The following is a 17961-nucleotide window of genomic DNA, read 5'->3' as shown; positions in this document are numbered from 1 at the left end:
CCGTGGGCGCGTCTGTGTTTTTCGAATGGAGAGCGCTATGGCTTGGAATGAGCCGGGTGGCAATTCTAACAATCAGGATCCCTGGGGGGGACGTCGCGGAGGTGACCGCAAGGGACCGCCGGACCTCGATGAGGCGTTTCGCAAGTTGCAGGAAAGCCTGAACGGCATGCTAGGTGGCAAGAAGCGTGGCGGTGATGGAACGGGTGGCAAGGGCGGCGGCGGTCTGGGCCTGTTCGGCATAGCCTTGGCCGTGTTGGCGGCTTTCTGGCTGTACAGCGCGGTCTACGTGCTGGACGAGCAGGAACAGGCCGTAGTGCTGCGCTTCGGCAAGTATCACGAAACCGTCGGGCCCGGCCTGAACATTCATTTCCCGCCGATCGATCGCAAGTTCGTGGAGAACGTCACCCGCGAGCGGGCCTACAGCAAGCAGGGGCAGATGCTCACCGAGGACGAGAACATCGTCGAGGTGCCGCTCACCGTGCAATACAAGATCAGTAACCTGAAGGATTTTGTGCTGAACGTGGATCAGCCCGAGGTCAGTCTGCAGCATGCCACCGACAGTGCGTTGCGCCATGTAGTGGGTTCCACCGAGATGGACCAGGTGCTCACCGAAGGGCGCGAGCTGCTGGCGAGCGAGGTGCGCGAGCGCTTGCAGCGTTTTCTCGATGCCTACCGGACTGGCATCGTCGTGACTCAGGTGAACGTGCAGAACGCCCAGGCGCCGCGCGAGGTCCAGGAGGCGTTCGACGACGTGATTCGGGCGCGCGAGGATGAACAGCGCGAACGCAACCAGGCCGAAGCCTACGCCAACGGGGTGATTCCGGAGGCGCGCGGCCAGGCCCAGCGGATTCTCGAGGATGCCAACGGTTATCGCGAGGAGGTCGTGGCCCGTGCCGAGGGCGAGGCGCAGCGCTTCGGCAAGCTGGTGGCGGAATATCGCAAGGCACCCGAGGTAATGCGTCGGCGCCTTTATCTGGATACCCTGCAGGAGGTTTTGAGCAACAGCAGCAAGGTCCTGGTTGCTACCGAGGGTGGGCAGAACAACCTGCTCTACCTGCCGCTCGACAAGATGCTCGAGGGGCGTACTGGTGGCCCGGCGGCCAGTTCGTCGGCGCCTGCCGTGCCGGGCGCCGCCGACATGGGCTCGCAGATCATCAATGATCTGCAGCAGCGGGACCTGCGTTCGAGGGAGAGGCGTTGATGAGCAACAAGTCCGTGATCGCCCTGGTCGTCGGAGTGGTCCTGGCCGTCGTCGCCTGGAACAGCTTCTACATCGTGGCGCAAACCGAAAGGGCCGTTTTGCTGCGCTTCGGCCGCATCGTCGAGGCCGATGTGCAGCCCGGGTTGCACGTGAAGATTCCCTATGTCAACAAGGTGCGCAAGTTCGATGCCCGTCTGGTGACGCTGGATTCGCCGACCCAGCGTTTCCTCACCCTTGAGAAGAAGGCGGTGATGGTCGATGCCTATGCCAAGTGGCGGGTGGCGGATGCCGAGCGCTTTTATACCGCTACGTCCGGTCTCAAGCAGGTTGCCGACGAGCGTCTGCTGCGTCGTCTCGAATCGGGACTGCGCGACCAGTTCGGCAAGCGCACCCTGCACGAGGTGGTTTCCGGCGAGCGCGATGCGTTAATGGCGGACATCACCCAGATGCTTGATCGGATGGCGCGCAAGGAGCTGGGAATCGAGGTGCTCGACGTGCGGGTCAAGGCCATCGACCTGCCGAAGGAGGTCAACCGCAGCGTGTTCGAGCGCATGAGCACCGAGCGCGAGCGCGAGGCCCGCGAACACCGCGCCAAGGGCAAGGAGCTGGCTGAAGGCATACGGGCCGACGCCGATCGCCAGCGCCGGGTCCTGCTGGCCGAGGCCTATCGCAAGGCGGAAGAGGTTCGGGGCGAGGGCGATGCGCGGGCCGCCGATGTCTACGCCCAGGCATACAGGCAGGATCAGGAGTTTTACGCCTTCTACCGCAGTCTGCAGGCCTATCGCAGCAGCTTTGCGGACAAGAGGGACGTGCTGGTCCTGGATCCGAAGAGCGAATTCTTCCGCTATCTGGAGCAGGCCAATCCATGATGGATGCCCGGTGGGGCCGTGGGCCCCGCCGGGATGCCTTGGCAGGAAAACGTGGTATGATGGGCCAGCCGGGAAAACCCCGGCTTTTTTGCGTCTGTGGGAATCATGTGGCAGGAACTCGCAATTGCCTGGTGCCTGGTGCTCGAAGGCATCCTGCCATTCCTCAATCCGCGACGCTGGCGCAGGGCGGTCGTACTGGTAGTGCAGTTGTCGGACCGCCAGTTGCGTCTCGTGGGGCTGGCCAGCATGCTGCTGGGAACCGCCCTCCTTCATTTGCTTCACTGAGGCTTGCCGCCCGGATCGAGAGAGGAAAGGCGTAATGGCAACGGTAGACCGCTGGCTACTGCCGGATGGTATCGAGGAAGTTCTGCCGCCCGAGGCGGCACGCATCGAGGTGGTGCGCCGCCAGATGCTGGACCTGTTCCAGCGCTGGGGCTATGAGTTCGTCGTCACCCCGCATATCGAATTCCTGGAGTCTCTGCTGACCGGCGCCGGTCAGGATCTGGACCTGCGTACCCTCAAGGTGACGGACCCGCTGTCCGGCCGCCTGATCGGCTTTCGCGCCGATATCACGCCGCAGGTCGCGCGCATCGATGCGCATACCCTGCGCCGCGAGGGGCCTTGCCGGCTCTGCTATGCCGGCAGCGTGCTGCATGCGAAGCCTCGGGCCCTTTCCACCTCGCGCAGCCCCATTCAACTGGGTGCGGAGCTTTACGGCGATGCCAGTCCGGCCAGCGACGTGGAAGTCATCAGTCTGATGCTGGAGGTGCTCGAACAGGTCGCTGTGCCGGATGTGCACATGGACCTCGGGCATGTCGGCATCTACCGGGGCTTGGCCCGGGCGGCCGGGCTTTCCGGCGAAATCGAGCAGCGCTTGTTCGATGCCCTGCAGCGCAAGGCTGTCGACGAGGTGGAGGTCCTGACCGCGGCGCTGCCCGCGGCTCAGGCTTCGATGCTGCGCGCCCTGGCTGAACTCTGCGGTGGGCGCGAGGTCCTCGATCTAGCTCAGGCCTGCTTAGTCGACGCGCCTGCCGAGGTGCACACGGCCCTGGACGAACTGATCGCCATCGCCGACTCGCTGGGCGTTCGCTATCCGGAACTGCCGCTGTATTTCGATCTGAGCGAACTGCGTGGCTACAACTACCACACTGGTGTGGTGTTCGCCGCTTTCGTGCCGGGTGTCGGCCAGTCGATCGCCCAGGGCGGCCGCTACGACGACATCGGCGCCGATTTCGGTCGTGCCCGCCCGGCAACCGGCTTTTCCACCGATCTGAAGACCCTGGTGGCGTTGGGTCAGGTTGCGCCGGCCGAGCTGGTAGTCGGCATCTGGGCTCCGGATAGTCACGATGTCTATCTTTGGCAGATGGTGCAGCGCCTGCGTCGCCAGGGCGAGCGCGTGGTTCAGGCCTTGCCGGGCCAGCGGATCGACGCCGCCCGGGCCGGCGGCTGCGATCGGCAGTTGCTGTTGAGCGACGGCCAGTGGCAAGTCGTGCCGCTGGCACCCTGAGTTTCTTCAGCCGGTTCATGGGCCGGCATCAGTTTTTCCGAAGAGGACAAGCGTTATGGGTAAGAATGTCGTGGTCCTGGGCACCCAGTGGGGCGATGAGGGCAAGGGCAAGATCGTCGACCTGCTGACCGATCAGGCGGCGGCCGTCGTGCGTTATCAGGGTGGCCACAACGCCGGTCATACCCTGGTCATCGATGGCGAGAAGACCGTGCTGCACCTGATCCCGTCCGGGATTCTGCGCGACAACGTGGAGTGCCTGATCGGCAACGGAGTGGTCGTGGCGCCGGATGCGCTGTTGCGCGAGATCACCAAGCTGGAGGAGAAGGGCGTGCCGGTACGCGAACGCCTGCGCATCAGTCCATCCTGCACCCTGATCCTGCCCTATCACGTGGCCCTGGACCAGGCGCGCGAAGCTGTTCGCTCCGAAGGCAAGATCGGCACCACCGGGCGCGGCATCGGCCCTGCCTACGAGGACAAGGTGGCGCGCCGCGGCCTGCGCATCGGCGATCTGTTCAATCCAGAACGCTTTGCCAAGAAGCTGCACGAACTGCTCGAATACCACAATTTCGTCCTGCGGAACTTCTACAAGGTCGAGCCGGTGGACTTCCAGAAGACGCTCGACGAGGCTCTGGGTTATGCCGAGTCGCTCAAGCCGATGATCGCTGATGTCGCCGCGCGCCTGCACGAACTGCGCAAGCAAGGCGCCCGCATCATGTTCGAGGGGGCGCAAGGGTCGCTGCTGGACATCGACCATGGCACCTATCCCTACGTGACTAGTTCCAGCACCACGGCCGGCGGTACCGCCACCGGTTCCGGCTTCGGTCCGCTGTATCTCGACTACATCCTCGGCATCACCAAGGCCTATACCACCCGCGTGGGGTCCGGGCCTTTCCCTACCGAGCTGTTCGACGACATCGGCACGCATCTGGCCAGCAAGGGGCACGAGTTCGGCTCCACCACCGGCCGCGCTCGCCGCTGCGGCTGGTTCGATGCGGTGATCCTGCAGCGCGCCATCGAGATCAACAGTATCTCTGGCCTGTGCCTGACCAAGCTGGACGTGCTGGACGGCCTGAAAACCGTCAAGCTCTGCGTGGCCTACCGGAATGCCGAGGGAGTCGTCATCGAGGCGCCGACCGATGCCGACAGCTATGTGGGTCTGGAGCCGGTATATGAGGAAATGCCGGGCTGGAGCGAGTCGACGGTCGGCATCAAGAGCCTGGCCGAACTGCCGGCCAACGCGCTTGCCTACATCAAGCGCATCGAGGCGTTGGTCGGCGCGCCCATCGACATCATCTCCACCGGTCCGGATCGCAACGAAACCATAGTGCTGCGTCATCCGTTCGCTTGAGGATGGATAGCTTCAGGCCGCCTGTGGGCGGCCGTTCTCTGTGGCGTCGCGCCATTGAATGAGGCTGGCGAGGTTTTGCGGAAGCGGAAACGAAAAAACCGAGCCAGTGGCTCGGTTTCATTGAATGAGTGGTGCCCAGGAGAAGACTCGAACTTCCACGGTGTTGCCACCGCTAGGACCTGAACCTAGTGCGTCTACCAATTCCGCCACCTGGGCACGTGCGACGACCATGCGTCGATTATTGCAGTGTTCATCGTTCTACACGATGCGGAGCCTGCTGTCCGCTCGCAAGACCGCTTCATCGAAGCGAGCTTTCGATCGATTGGTGCCCAGGAGAAGACTCGAACTTCCACGGTGTTGCCACCGCTAGGACCTGAACCTAGTGCGTCTACCAATTCCGCCACCTGGGCATGCATCCCGGTACTGATGTACCGATTTTCATGCTACAACGTCTCGACGTTGTGGGCGCGAACTATACGGAGCAGCCTATGGCTTGTAAACCCTTGCCGCGAAAAAAATTATTGTTCTCTTGAAGCTGACCGGCAGATGGATTTCGCGCTTCAATAAGCAAATGGCAAACATACGAACGAAAACCATGAAAAAGGTGACAACGCACTGATGGCCGATTGGCAAAGTCTCGATCCCGAGGCCGCCCGCGAGGCGGAAAAGTACGATAACCCCATTCCCAGTCGCGAGCTGATCCTGCAGCGTCTCGACGAGCGCGGCGCCCCCGCCGGTCGCGAGGAGCTGGCCGAGGAATTCGGCCTGCACGAAGAGGAGCAGATCGAGGCACTGCGCCGGCGTTTGCGCGCCATGGAGCGCGATGGCCAGTTGATCCATACCCGTCGCGGCACCTATGCGCCGGTGGACAAGCTTGATCTGGTGCTCGGCCGGGTCAGCGGTCACCGCGACGGCTTCGGCTTCCTGATTCCCGACGATGGCAGCGACGACCTCTTCCTCAGTCCGATGCAGATGCGCCTGCTGTTCGACGGCGACCGCGCCCTGGCGCGGGTGTCCGGCTTCGACCGGCGGGGACGCCGTGAGGGTGCCATCGTCGAAGTGGTTTCGCGGGCCCACGAAACCGTCGTTGGCCGCTACTACGAAGAGAGCGGCATCGGCTTCGTGATTCCCGACAACCCGAAGATCCAGCAGGAGGTGTTGGTCACCCCAGGGCGTACGGCCAACGCCTCGGTCGGTCAGTTCGTCGAGATCCGTATCACTCACTGGCCGACCCTGCGCTTCCAGCCGCAGGGCGACATCATCGAGGTGATCGGCAACTATATGGCGCCGGGCATGGAGATCGAGGTCGCCCTGCGCAGCTATGACATCCCCCACGTCTGGCCGGAAGCCGTGCTCAAGGAGTCGCGCAAGCTCAAGCCCGAGGTGGACGAGAAGGACAAGCTCAAGCGCATCGACCTGCGCCACCTGCCTTTCGTCACCATCGACGGCGAGGATGCCCGCGACTTCGACGACGCGGTCTATTGCGAGAAGAGCCTGCTGGCCCCGTTCGCCGGAGGCTACCGCCTCTACGTGGCGATCGCCGACGTTTCCCATTACGTCAGGGTCGGCTCGGCGCTCGACGAGGAGGCCAGCCGCCGCGGCAACTCGGTGTATTTCCCCGAGCGGGTGGTACCGATGCTGCCGGAGGAGCTGTCCAACGGACTCTGCTCGCTCAACCCGCAGGTTGACCGGCTGGCGATGGTCTGCGAGATGACCTTGTCGCGCGCCGGCAAGATGACCGACTACCAGTTCTACGAGGCGGTCATCCATTCCCATGCTCGACTGACCTACAACCGCGTCAGCGCCATGCTGGAGCAGCCGAAGAGTCCCGAAGGCAAGCGGCTGCGCAGCATCTATGCCGGAGTGCTGCCGCACCTCAAGCAACTGCATTCGCTCTACAAGGTGCTGGTGAAGGCGCGTCAGGCGCGTGGCGCCATCGACTTCGAAACCCAGGAAACGCGTATCGTCTTCGGCACCGGGCGTAAGATCGCGGAAATTTTGCCGACCGAGCGCAACGATGCGCACAAGTTGATCGAGGAGTGCATGCTCTGCGCCAACGTGGCGACCGCCGCGTTCCTGCAGAAGCACGAGTTGCCGGGCCTCTACCGGGTACACGATGGCCCGCCGGCGGAGCGCCTGGAGAAGCTCAAGGCCTTCTTGGGAGAACTAGGCCTGAGCCTGCATCGCAGCAAGGATGGCCCGACCCCGAAGGACTACCAGATGCTGCTGGAGTCGATCCAAGGGCGAGCGGATTTCCACCTGATCCAGACGGTGATGCTGCGCTCGCTGAGCCAGGCCGTGTACAGCGCCGAGAACCGCGGCCACTTCGGCTTGAACTACGAGGCCTATGCCCATTTCACCTCGCCTATCCGTCGCTATCCGGATCTTCTGGTGCACCGTGCGATCCGTAGCGTGATCCGTTCCAAGCGCGAGACGCCGCATGTTCGCCGCGCGGGGGCGACGAGCATGCCCAAGGCGCGCATCTATCCCTACGAGGAAGCCGCCCTGGAGCAACTCGGCGAGTCCTGCTCGATGACCGAGCGGCGAGCCGACGAGGCGACCCGCGACGTGGTCAACTGGTTGAAGTGCGAGTTCATGCAAGATCGCGTTGGCGAGCGCTTCGATGGGGTGATCTCGGCGGCGACCGGCTTCGGCATCTTCGTCGAGTTGAAGGACATCTACGTCGAGGGGCTGGTGCACGTCACCGCATTGCCGGCCGACTACTACCACTTCGATCCGGTTCATCATTGCCTGTCCGGGGAGCGCAGCGGGCGCAGCTTCCGTCTCGGCGACAGCGTGGTCGTGCAGGTGATGCGGGTCGATCTGGACGAGCGGCGGATCGATTTCGAGCTGATCGAGGGCGGCCGCGGACGAATGGCCGGGCGTCGGCGTGACTCCGAGCCGCCGGAAGAGTCGGTCGAGGAGCGCACCGTGAAGGGGTCGGGCAAGCGCGCCAAGGGGGACAAGGCCAAGGGGCTGGTGCCGCTGGCTTCCGAACTGCTGGCCCAGGCCGAGGCCATGCTCGGCAATACCGACGTGAAGAGAAGCCGGGTGACTAAGCAGGCCTTGCTGGCCGAGGCCAAGGACGCCAAGACGGAGCGCCGGAAGACGGCCAAGGCTCCTGCCGGGAAGAGCAGCGCCAAGCAGTCCAAACCGGCCGGCAAGGGACCCTCCCGCAAGGGCCGGAGCAAGGCCGGGACATGAGCGATCTGGAAAGGATCTACGGCGTGCATGCCGTCGAGGCCCTGCTGCGCCATCACCCGCGAAGGGTCAAGCGGCTCTGGCTGGCCGAAGGGCGCCAGGACCCGCGGGTCCTGGCGCTGCTCGAACTGGCCCGGCAGGCCCGGATAACGGTCGGCCAGCGCGAGCGTCGCGAACTGGACGAATGGGCCGAGGGCGTCCATCAGGGGGTGGTCGCCGAGGTCAGTCCCAGCCAGGTCTGGGGCGAGGCGATGCTCGACGAATTGCTTGATCGCTGCGAGGGAGCGCCGCTGCTGCTGGTTCTCGACGGCGTTACCGACCCGCACAATCTGGGAGCCTGCCTACGTACCGCCGATGCTGCCGGCGTGCAGGCGGTGATAGTGCCCAAGGACAAGTCGGCCACCCTGAACGCCACGGTGCGCAAGGTCGCCTGTGGCGCCGCCGAGGTGGTGCCGCTGGTGGCGGTGACCAACCTGGCGCGGACTCTGGAGAAGCTCCGCCAGCGTGGCCTGTGGACGGTTGGCACCGCCGGCGAGGTCGAGCAGGAGCTTTACGGAGTGGACCTGCGCGGTCCGACCGTGCTGATTATGGGCGCCGAGGGCAAGGGCATGCGCCGGCTGACTCGCGAGCACTGCGATTATCTGGTGCGCCTGCCGATGGCCGGCAGCGTCAGCAGTCTCAACGTCTCCGTCGCCACCGGCGTCTGCCTGTTCGAAGCCGTGCGTCAGCGATCCAGGCCGTGAGGGCGGGGAAGCGTGCCTTGCCTCTCTCCGGCCCTTTCTCTAGAATTGCGCCCCTTGTCCCGAGCGGAGCGCAGCGTTCCGGCTTTCGACAAGTCCAACGAGTCATTCACTCCTTGCCTGACCGCATCGCGTCGGCAGGCTGCAATCCGTAAGGAGCATCTATGCGTCATTACGAAATCATTTTCCTGGTCCATCCGGATCAGAGCGAGCAGGTCGGCGGCATGGTGGAACGCTACACCAAGCTGATCGAAGAAGACGGCGGCAAGATCCATCGTCTGGAAGACTGGGGCCGTCGCCAGTTGGCCTATGCCATCAACAACGTGCACAAAGCCCACTACGTGCTAATGAACGTCGAGTGCAGCGGCAAGGCTCTGAGCGAGCTGGAAGACAACTTCCGCTACAACGACGCCGTCATCCGCAACCTGGTCATCCGTCGCGACGAAGCCATTACCGGCCAGTCCGAGATGCTCAAGGCCGAAGAAAACCGCAGCGAGCGGCGCGAGCGTCGCGAACGTCCCGAGCACGGTGGCCACGAAGGCCTCGATGGCGACAGCGACAAGGCTGACGAGTAATTCCCGGATCTATTGAGGAGCAATTCCCATGGCACGTTTCTTCCGTCGTCGCAAGTTCTGCCGCTTCACCGCCGAAGGCGTGAAGGAGATCGACTTCAAGGATCTCAACACCCTGAAGGCCTATATCTCCGAAACCGGCAAAATCGTTCCTAGCCGTATCACCGGCACCAAGGCCCGTTATCAGCGTCAGTTGGCCACCGCCATCAAGCGTGCCCGCTACCTGGCCCTGCTGCCCTACACCGACAGTCACGGCCGCTGATGACGGGCGGTCGACGAAGCAAGGGATAGAATCGCATGCGCGTCCTGGCCGAGTTCATCATGCGTGGTCGCATGCAGGCCGGCCTCGTGGTTGTCGGCTGCGCCGCTCTGCCGCTGCTGTTCTGGCTGAGTGCGGCGGCAGGCAGTCTGGTGCTTCTGCGCCGCGGCCTGGGCGATGCCTTCGGCATCGTCGCCCTGGCCCTGCTGCCGGGAGTGGCCTGGTGGTACTTCGGCGAGCCGCGCACCCTGCTGTTGCTGCTCGGCACCCTGGGGTTGGCCCAACTGCTGCGTAGCAGCGTGTCTTGGCGGCTGGTGCTGATGAGCAGCGTGCTGATCGGCCTGGCCTATGCCCTGGTGCTGGGGGAGGTGTTCCGCACGCCCATCGAGGCCATGGCCGGCGAGTTGCGGCAGCTCATGCCCCAACTGCTCCAGTCGGCCACTCCGCTCTCGGCGGACGAGCAGACGCGCCTGGGGGTTCTGCTGGTACCCGTGCTGACCGGCATGCTGGCGGCGCTGCTGCAGATCGTCAGTCTGCTCGCCTTGGTGCTCGGCCGCTACTGGCAGAGCCTGCTGTACAACCCGAGCGGCTTTGCCAGCGAGTTCCGCGCGCTGCGTCTGCCTGGGCCTTGGGCCCTGGCATTGCTGGTGGGCATGCTGCTCGCTCCCAGCCTGGGCATCCAAATGGCTATGCTGGCGCCGCTGTGCAGCGTACCGCTGGTCTTCGCCGGCATAGCTTTGATACATGGGCTGGTGGCGCAGGGGCGACTGGGGCGGTTCTGGCTGGTGGGGCTGTACGTGACGCTGCTGCTGTTTATGCAGTTGACCTATCCGTTGCTGATGGTTTTGGCCATCGTCGACAGTCTGATTGATTTTCGCGGTCGCCAGACGCCCAAGGGTGGTTCCGGAGCTGCGAACGGTGAAGGTTAAAAGTTAAGAGGTAAGACTCAAATGGAAGTCATCCTGCTGGAAAAGATCACCAACCTGGGCAACCTGGGCGACAAGGTGAATGTAAAGAGCGGTTACGCGCGCAACTTCCTGCTGCCGCAGGGCAAGGCCACCGCGGCCACCGCCGAGAACGTCGCGGCGTTCGAAGCCCGTCGTGTCGAGCTGGAGCGCCTGGCGGCCGAGAAGAGGTCCTCCGCCGAATCTCGCGCGGCCCAATTGAACGAGCTGGAAATCACCATCACCGCTACCGCCGGCGATGAAGGCAAGCTGTTCGGCTCCATCGGCACCGCCGATATCGCCGATGCCCTGACCGCCGCCGGTCTGGGCGTGACGAAGAGCGAAGTGCGCCTACCCAACGGCACCATTCGCCAAACCGGCGAATACGACGTGGCCCTGCATCTGCACACCGACGTCGAGGCCAGCATCCGCCTGGTCGTGGTCGGCGGCTAAGCAAGCGCCGCTCCGTCTGGCGGCTTGGCCGCCGGACGCCTAACATCGGGCACGCTCCGCCACGCGGAGCGTGCCCGATGTCTTTCTGCACTCCCGGAATTCTTGTCAGCCATGAACGACATCAGTCCCCCCGAGCAATACGACCTGGAAACCGCCGCCCTCAAGGTGCCGCCGCATTCCATCGAGGCCGAGCAGGCCGTGCTGGGCGGCTTGATGCTGGACAACAACACCTGGGAGCGGGTGCTCGACCAGGTGTCCGACGGCGACTTCTATCGCCACGACCACCGCATGATCTTCCGCGCCATCACCGTACTGGCCGAGCGCAACATGCCGTTCGACGTAGTCACCCTGTCTGAACAACTGGATAAGGAGGGGCACCTGGAGCAGGTCGGCGGCCTGGCCTATCTGGGGGAGCTGGCCAAGAACACGCCCTCGGTGGCCAATATCAAGGCCTATGCGCAGATCGTCCGCGAGCGCGCCACCTTGCGTCAGTTGATCGCCACCAGCAATCGGATCGCCGACAGCGCCTATGCGCCCCAGGGCCGCACCGGCGACGAGATCCTCGACGAGGCCGAGCGGCTGATCTTCCAGATCGCCGAGGCGCGGCCCAAGACCGGCGGGCCGATGGCGATCAACGACATCCTGGTCAAGGCCATCGACCGCATCGACTCGCTGTTCAACTCCGGCGATGCGATCACCGGTCTGTCCACCGGCTTTACCGACCTGGACGAGCAGACCAGCGGCCTGCAGCCGGCCGATCTGGTCATCGTCGCCGGGCGTCCGTCCATGGGCAAGACCACCTTTGCCATGAACTTGGTAGAAAACGCCGTGCTGCGCAGCGACAAGGCGGTGGTGGTGTATTCCCTGGAAATGCCCGCCGAGTCTATCGTGATCCGTATGCTCGCCTCGCTCGGGCGCATCGACCAGACCAAGGTGCGCGCCGGCCGTCTGGACGACGACGACTGGCCGCGCCTGACCTCGGCGGTCAACCTGCTCAACGAGCGCAAGCTGTTCATCGACGACACCGCTGGCATCAGCCCGGCGGAAATGCGCGCGCGTACCCGGCGCCTGGCCCGCGAGCACGGCGAGATCGCCATGATCATGGTCGACTACCTGCAATTGATGCAGATTCCCGGTTCCGGCAGCGACAACCGGGTCAACGAGATTTCCGAGATCTCCCGTTCGCTGAAGGCGCTGGCCAAGGAGTTCAACTGCCCGGTGATTGCGCTCTCGCAGCTCAACCGCTCCCTGGAGCAGCGTCCCAACAAGCGTCCTGTGAACTCCGACCTGCGCGAATCCGGAGCCATTGAGCAGGATGCCGACGTCATCATGTTCGTCTATCGCGATGAGGTCTATCACCCGGAAACGGAGTTCAAGGGGGTCGCCGAAATCATCATCGGCAAGCAGCGCAACGGCCCGATCGGCACCACCCGGCTGGCTTTCCTCGGCAAGTACTCGCGCTTCGAGAACCTGGCGCCGGGCAGCTACCAGTTCGACGAGTGAGCGCACTGGACAGGCCTGCCCGCGCGGATTAGCGTCAAGCAAGGCGTCAGATTCTGCACAGGGAGGCCAGACATGGCTGCTCCGGGGCGTCCTTTCTCCCTTACCGCCGGCCTGCGTGCCCTGCCGGCGGGTGTCTGGGCGCTGGGCTTCGGCTCGATGCTCATGGATATCTCCTCCGAGCTGATCCACAGCCTGCTGCCGCTGTTCATGGTTGGCGTGCTCGGTACCTCGCTGGTGACGGTGGGCATCGTCGAGGGCGTGGCCGAGGCCACCGCGGCCTTTGCCAAGGTATTCTCCGGCGCGTTCAGCGACTACCTGGGGCGGCGCAAGCGGCTGGTGGTGTTCGGCTACGCCCTGGCGGCCTTCAGCAAGCCGCTATTTCCCCTGGCGACGAGCATCGACTGGGTATTCGCCGCGCGCTTCGCCGACCGCGTCGGCAAGGGCATCCGCGGCGCCCCGCGCGATGCGCTGATCGCCGATCTGGTGACGCCGGCGCTGCGCGGTGCGGCCTACGGACTGCGCCAGGCGCTCGACTCCCTAGGCGCGGTGATCGGCCCGTTGCTGGCGCTGCTGTTCATGGCCTGGTTCGCCAACGACATCAAGGCGGTGATGTGGGTGGCGGTGATCCCGGCCTTCCTCACCGTGGTCCTGCTGCTTCGCTGTGTGCAGGAGCCGGCGCCCGTGGAAAGCGACGCCCGGCCACCGCTGCACCTGGGCGACGTACCTCGGTTGGGTCGGGCCTACTGGTGGGTGGCGGGCATCGGCGCGGTGTTCACCTTGGCGCGCTTCAGCGAGGCCTTTCTGATCCTGCGTGCCGAAGACGTGGGAGTGCCAATCGGTCTGGTGCCGCTGGCGCTGGTGGCGATGAACCTGTTCTATGCCTTGTGCGCCTATCCGGCCGGCCAGGCCGCCGACCGTCTCGATGCGCGTCGACTGCTGCTGGTCAGCCTGGCGTTGCTGATCTTTGCCGATCTGCTGCTGGCCGCTGCCGACGGTCCCTGGCTGGCCTTCGTCGGCGCCGCCCTGTGGGGGCTGCATATGGCCTTTAGCCAGGGCCTCCTGGCCAAGCTGGTGGCCGACAGCGCGCCGCTGTCGCTGCGCGGTACCGCCTTCGGCTTCTTCAATCTGCTCGGCGGCTTGGCGCTGCTGGCGGCCAGCGTGATCGCTGGCATTCTGTGGCAGCAGTTCGGCGCTGCCGTCACCTTCTTCGGCGGTGCCGCCTTCGCCATGCTGGCGGTTTTGGGACTGCTGGCCTGGGACGGATGGGCCAGGGCGGCGTGAATCAGCGCGGCGTCGGCGGGCGCTTGCCGGGCTTGCCGCCTTTCGCCGGCTTGCCCTGGCCGGCCTTGCGCCGTGCCTCGGCGGCGGCCTTGGCCCGTTCGCGCTTGTCCCAGGGATTGCCGTCCTGCCCCGGCGGCGGCAGGCCGGTGTGCTGGGTGAGCAAGGGTTTTCCGCTCTTCTTGCCGGCGGTCGGAGTGGAGTTCTTGCGCCGTGCGCTGTGGTAGCCGTCGCTCTGCGGCTGGTGGGCCGGGATCAACTGCTGCTTGCCGTTGCCGATCAGGTCGCTGCGGCCCATTTCCTTCAGCGCCTCGCGCAGCAGCGGCCAGTTCTGCGGATCGTGCCAGCGCAGAAAGGCCTTGTGCAGGCGGCGCTGGCGTTCGCTCTTGACGATGGTCACCGCGTCGCTCTTGTAGGTGACCTTGTGCAGCGGGTCGCGCCCGGAGTGGTACATGGCCGTCGCCGTGGCCATCGGCGAGGGGTAGAAGGCCTGTACCTGATCGGCGCGGAAATCGTTGCGCTTGAGCCACAGGGCGAGGTTCATCATGTCCTCGTCGCTGGTACCCGGATGCGCGGCGATGAAGTAGGGGATCAGGTACTGCTCCTTGCCCGCCTCCTTCGAGTACTTGTCGAACAGCTTCTTGAAGCGGTCGTAGCTGCCGATGCCCGGCTTCATCATCTTCGACAACGGACCCTGTTCAGTATGTTCCGGGGCAATCTTCAGGTAGCCGCCGACGTGGTGGGTGACCAGTTCCCTGACGTACTCCGGCGACTCCACGGCGAGGTCGTAGCGCAGCCCCGAGGCGATCAGGATCTTCTTCACCCCCGGCAGGTCGCGGGCCGAACGGTACAGGTGGATCAGCGCCGAATGGTCGGTGTTCAGGTTGTCGCAGATGCCCGGCCAGACGCAGGATGGCTTGCGGCAGGCGGCTTCGATCCTGCGGCTCTTGCAGGCGAGGCGGTACATGTTGGCGGTCGGCCCGCCGAGGTCGGAGATCACCCCGGTGAAACCCGGCACCCGGTCGCGGATCTCCTCGATCTCGCGCAGGATCGACTCTTCCGAGCGGTTCTGGATGATCCGCCCTTCGTGCTCGGTGATCGAGCAGAAGGTGCAGCCGCCGAAGCAGCCGCGCATGATGTTCACCGAGAAGCGGATCATCTCGTAGGCCGGGATGCGCTCGCCGCCGTAGGTCGGGTGCGGCACGCGGGCGTAGGGCAGGCCGAATACGTAGTCCATTTCCTCGGTGGTGAGCGGGATCGGCGGCGGGTTGAGCCAGACGTCCAGGCTGTCGTGGCGCTGCACCAGGGCGCGGGCGTTGCCGGGGTTGGTCTCCTGGTGCAGCACGCGGCTGGCGTGGGCGTAGAGCACCGGATCGTTGCGCAGCTTCTCGAAGGACGGCAGGCGTACCACCGTGCGTTCGCGGCTCAGCTTCGGATGCGGCAGCAGCTCGACCGGCTGCGCCGCCTGCGGATCGTCCGGCTCGCCCCTGGCTCGTTCGAGGGCGCAGGCTTCGAGATCCTGAGTGTTGACGTAGGGGTTGACGATCTTGTCGATCTTGCCGGGACGGTCGATGCGCGTGGAGTCGATCTCGAACCAGCCTTCCGGCGTGTCGCGGCGGACGAAAGCGCTGCCGCGGATGTCGGTGAGCGACTCGATGCGTTCCCCGGCGGCCAGCCGGTGGGCCACTTCCACCACGGCGCGCTCGGCGTTGCCGAACAGCAGCAGGTCGGCGGTGGCGTCCATCAGGATCGAACGGCGCACCTTGTCCTGCCAGTAGTCGTAGTGGGCGATGCGGCGCAGCGAGGCCTCGATGCCGCCGAGCACCACTGGTACCTCGTTCCAGGCCTCCTTGCAACGCTGGCTATAGACCAGGGTGGCGCGATCCGGGCGTTTGCCGGCGAGGCCGCCGGGGGTGTAGGCGTCGTCGGAGCGGATCTTCCGGTCGGCGGTATAGCGGTTGATCATCGAATCCATGTTGCCGGCGGCGATCCCGAAGAACAGATTCGGCTTGCCGAGCCTCATGAAATCGTCTTTCGAACGCCAGTCCGGCTGACTGATGATGCCGACCCGGAAACCCTGGGCTTCCAGCAGGCGGCCGATGATCGCCATGCCGAAGGACGGGTGATCCACGTAGGCGTCACCGGTGACGATGACAATGTCGCAGGAATCCCAGCCGAGCCGCTCCATCTCCTCCCTGCTCATCGGCAGGAAGGGCGCCGGCGCGAAGCACTCGGCCCAATATTTGGGATAGTCGAAGAGCGGCTTGGCTGCGTACATGGCGGTGACCGGCGGGGATTGCGGAGGGCGCGCAATATAGCACAAAAAATGAGCAAAAGACCGAGTAAAACAATTGGTTATGGTGGACTACTGACTCGGCCCGACTGCTCTGGATAAGGTATCCGCATGCTCACCCGCATTGCCGCGCCGTGGGCGACGCTGCTCGAACCTGGAGACGAGAGGACGCCTAGGGCAAGGGAAATGGGACGCCGGTACGCCTGCGGTGTACCGGCGAATCTGTTCCAGATGTAAGACCTGATGCGAATGATGGGAAAGAGCTTGAAAATCGTGCGGATATTTTCCCGAACTCTGTGGAAGGGGCTGTGGATAAACCTGGGAACAAGTTTTCCATGCGGGAACGCTCGCGGTTTCTGGCGGGGCCTGGGAGAAAAGTGCGCGGGAAGACCGTAAAATGGATCGGAACAGGCGGTTTTCCTAGCGTAGAGGGTGGTCGCCGCACGGCTCCGACGTCGTCTAGGAGGCCATGGGGTTGTCCAGCGTAACTGTGGAGCAGGCTGTGGATAAGCTGCGCAAGAATGGCGCGAGCCCGCCAGGGACGGGCCTTGGCGGGTATCGCTTGTTTCTTGTTCAGCGAATCGCCTTGAGGATGACGAACTTGGGTGTCGCTCCCACCTGCTCAACCCAAGAGAACAGCTTTTTGAGCTTAACGTGATAGCCCAGGTGGCGGTTGCCGACGATCCACAGGGCGCCGTCCGGCACCAGTGCCGCGCGTGCCTGCTGGAACATGCGCCAGGCCAGAAAGTCGCCGACCACCTGCTGCTGGTGGAACGGCGGGTTGCACAGCACCGCCTCCAGGGAGCGCTCGGCCTGTCCGGCCAGGCCGTCGGCGGCGCGGATTTCCACCGGGCGTTCGCCAAGCGCTGCGCGCCAATTCTCCGTAGCCGATTGCACGGCCATATAGGATTCGTCGACCAGCGTCAGCCGCGCTTCGGGATTGGCCAGCGCGCAGGCGATGGCCAGCACCCCGTTGCCGCAGCCGAGATCGGCGACCCGCGCGCTGCCGAGGTTGCCGGGCAGATGGGAAAGAAAGGCGCGGGTACCGATGTCCAGCCCTTCGCGGCAGAATACGTTGGCGTGGTTGAGCAGCTCGACGGGCGGCCGGTCGAGGCGGTAACGGGTCGGGTAGGGCGAGCGCGGCGCCGGCTTCGGCTCCGGCGTGGCGAACAGCAGGCGTGCCTTCTTCTCCGCCAGCGAGGCCTGCACCGGGCCGACGTAGCGCTCCAGCAGGTCGCCCGCGGCGCGCGGCAGGTGCTTGAGCATGGCCGCGGCGATCACCTGGGCGCCCGGTGCCAACTGGCCGTGCAGGCGGATCAGTTGTTCTTCGAGCAGAGCCAGGGTCTTGGGCACGCGGATCAGCACCTGCTCGAAGGGACCCTCGGCAACCGCGCTGGCCGGCACGAAGGCTACCGCTTCCGCCGCCAGGCCGTTACGTTGCAGATTGTCGCTCAGGGCGAGCCGGCCCAGATGGGAGTCGCCGCTGCTGGTCACCCTGGCATGGCTGGCCAGGGAACAGGCCAGCGCGCCGAAGGCGTCGTTGAGCACGAGGACCCGCGTTTCCGCGGGCAGGCCTTGCGCGTGCAGATGCCGCAGCAGGTACTCGTCGGCGGCATCGAAGGCCAGCAGGGGATCGTCGCGCCGCGCTGGCTGGCGCTGCAGCTCGAGACGGGCGAACGGAGTATCGAGAATGGGCATGGCGGAGAAAAGGGCGTTTGTCCTATACCAAAGAAGAGGCCGGCATTCGCGCCGGGCGGTCGTACCGCTCCGGCCGCGAGCACCGGCCCGGATAT

General features: G+C 64.8%; 15 protein-coding genes and 2 tRNA genes. 13 read left to right on the top strand and 4 right to left on the bottom strand.

Going from position 1 to position 17961, the window contains the following annotated elements; translation table 11 throughout:
• Positions 1-37: 37 nt before the first annotated feature.
• From hflK to ACGI6K_RS18140, 5 genes are all read left to right on the top strand, one after another.
• Entirely contained in the window at positions 38-1201 is a 1164-nt protein-coding gene (gene hflK / locus ACGI6K_RS18160) for an FtsH protease activity modulator HflK (RefSeq protein WP_376949000.1), read from the top strand.
• On the top strand, positions 1201-2070 hold the full coding sequence (gene hflC / locus ACGI6K_RS18155; protein WP_376948998.1) for a protease modulator HflC: 870 nt from the start codon (positions 1201-1203) through the stop codon (positions 2068-2070). Before hflK ends, hflC begins: the two co-directional genes overlap by 1 nt.
• Positions 2071-2175: 105 nt before the next feature.
• Positions 2176-2355, top strand: a complete 180-nt coding sequence (locus tag ACGI6K_RS18150; protein ID WP_376948996.1) for a DUF2065 domain-containing protein — start codon at positions 2176-2178, stop codon at positions 2353-2355.
• Positions 2356-2389: 34 nt separating this feature from the next.
• Positions 2390-3577, top strand: coding sequence for an ATP phosphoribosyltransferase regulatory subunit (locus tag ACGI6K_RS18145; protein ID WP_376948994.1), 1188 nt, complete (start codon positions 2390-2392; stop codon positions 3575-3577).
• A gap of 55 nt (positions 3578-3632) precedes the next feature.
• The gene (locus tag ACGI6K_RS18140) at positions 3633-4925 is read left to right on the top strand and encodes an adenylosuccinate synthase (RefSeq protein ID WP_376948992.1); all 1293 of its coding nucleotides are present in this window, start codon (positions 3633-3635) and stop codon (positions 4923-4925) included.
• Positions 4926-5054: 129 nt separating this feature from the next.
• Here the strand turns inward: ACGI6K_RS18140 and ACGI6K_RS18135 are convergent.
• Positions 5055-5141: transfer RNA gene (locus ACGI6K_RS18135), tRNA-Leu, on the bottom strand.
• A 107-nt stretch (positions 5142-5248) separates the two neighbouring features.
• Positions 5249-5335 (bottom strand) — tRNA-Leu (locus tag ACGI6K_RS18130).
• A gap of 208 nt (positions 5336-5543) precedes the next feature.
• Between ACGI6K_RS18130 and rnr the strand changes: the two genes are divergently transcribed.
• The 8 genes from rnr to ACGI6K_RS18090 all read left to right on the top strand — a co-directional run bounded on the left by rnr (position 5544) and on the right by ACGI6K_RS18090 (position 13878).
• Positions 5544-8129 (top strand): ribonuclease R, encoded by a 2586-nt coding sequence (gene rnr / locus ACGI6K_RS18125; RefSeq protein WP_376948990.1) that lies wholly within the window; start codon positions 5544-5546, stop codon positions 8127-8129.
• A complete protein-coding gene (gene rlmB, locus ACGI6K_RS18120) occupies positions 8126-8869 on the top strand; it encodes a 23S rRNA (guanosine(2251)-2'-O)-methyltransferase RlmB (protein ID WP_376948988.1) in 744 nt (247 codons plus the stop codon). The genes rnr and rlmB overlap by 4 nt, the downstream gene beginning before the upstream one ends.
• A gap of 161 nt (positions 8870-9030) precedes the next feature.
• Positions 9031-9441 (top strand): 30S ribosomal protein S6, encoded by a 411-nt coding sequence (rpsF, locus tag ACGI6K_RS18115; RefSeq protein ID WP_376948986.1) that lies wholly within the window; start codon positions 9031-9033, stop codon positions 9439-9441.
• A gap of 28 nt (positions 9442-9469) precedes the next feature.
• The gene (gene rpsR / locus ACGI6K_RS18110) at positions 9470-9700 is read left to right on the top strand and encodes a 30S ribosomal protein S18 (RefSeq protein ID WP_012699436.1); all 231 of its coding nucleotides are present in this window, start codon (positions 9470-9472) and stop codon (positions 9698-9700) included.
• A 35-nt stretch (positions 9701-9735) separates the two neighbouring features.
• Complete coding sequence (locus ACGI6K_RS18105) at positions 9736-10626, top strand: hypothetical protein (protein WP_376948983.1); 891 nt, start codon at positions 9736-9738, stop codon at positions 10624-10626.
• 21 nt (positions 10627-10647) lie between these two features.
• Positions 10648-11094, top strand: coding sequence for a 50S ribosomal protein L9 (gene rplI / locus ACGI6K_RS18100; RefSeq protein ID WP_376948981.1), 447 nt, complete (start codon positions 10648-10650; stop codon positions 11092-11094).
• A gap of 111 nt (positions 11095-11205) precedes the next feature.
• The gene (gene dnaB / locus ACGI6K_RS18095; RefSeq protein WP_376948979.1) at positions 11206-12597 is read left to right on the top strand and encodes a replicative DNA helicase; all 1392 of its coding nucleotides are present in this window, start codon (positions 11206-11208) and stop codon (positions 12595-12597) included.
• Positions 12598-12669: 72 nt separating this feature from the next.
• Positions 12670-13878: an MFS transporter gene (locus ACGI6K_RS18090; RefSeq protein ID WP_376948977.1), complete on the top strand. Its 1209-nt coding sequence runs from the start codon at positions 12670-12672 to the stop codon at positions 13876-13878.
• A 1-nt stretch (position 13879) separates the two neighbouring features.
• Here ACGI6K_RS18090 and ACGI6K_RS18085 read toward each other — a convergent pair whose 3' ends face one another.
• Both ACGI6K_RS18085 and ACGI6K_RS18080 read right to left on the bottom strand, forming a co-directional pair.
• Positions 13880-16153, bottom strand: coding sequence for a YgiQ family radical SAM protein (locus tag ACGI6K_RS18085; protein WP_376948975.1), 2274 nt, complete (start codon positions 16151-16153; stop codon positions 13880-13882).
• Positions 16154-16741: 588 nt separating this feature from the next.
• Complete coding sequence (locus ACGI6K_RS18080) at positions 16742-17866, bottom strand: methyltransferase (protein ID WP_376948973.1); 1125 nt, start codon at positions 17864-17866, stop codon at positions 16742-16744.
• Positions 17867-17961: the final 95 nt, after the last annotated feature.

The sequence above is a fragment of the Azorhizophilus paspali genome, from assembly GCF_043587585.2.
In the GTDB taxonomy this organism is placed as follows: Bacteria; Pseudomonadota; Gammaproteobacteria; order Pseudomonadales; family Pseudomonadaceae; genus Azotobacter; species Azotobacter paspali.
The sequence above is the reverse complement of the archived record's forward strand: the minus strand, read 5'-3'. Positions and strand labels throughout refer to the sequence as shown.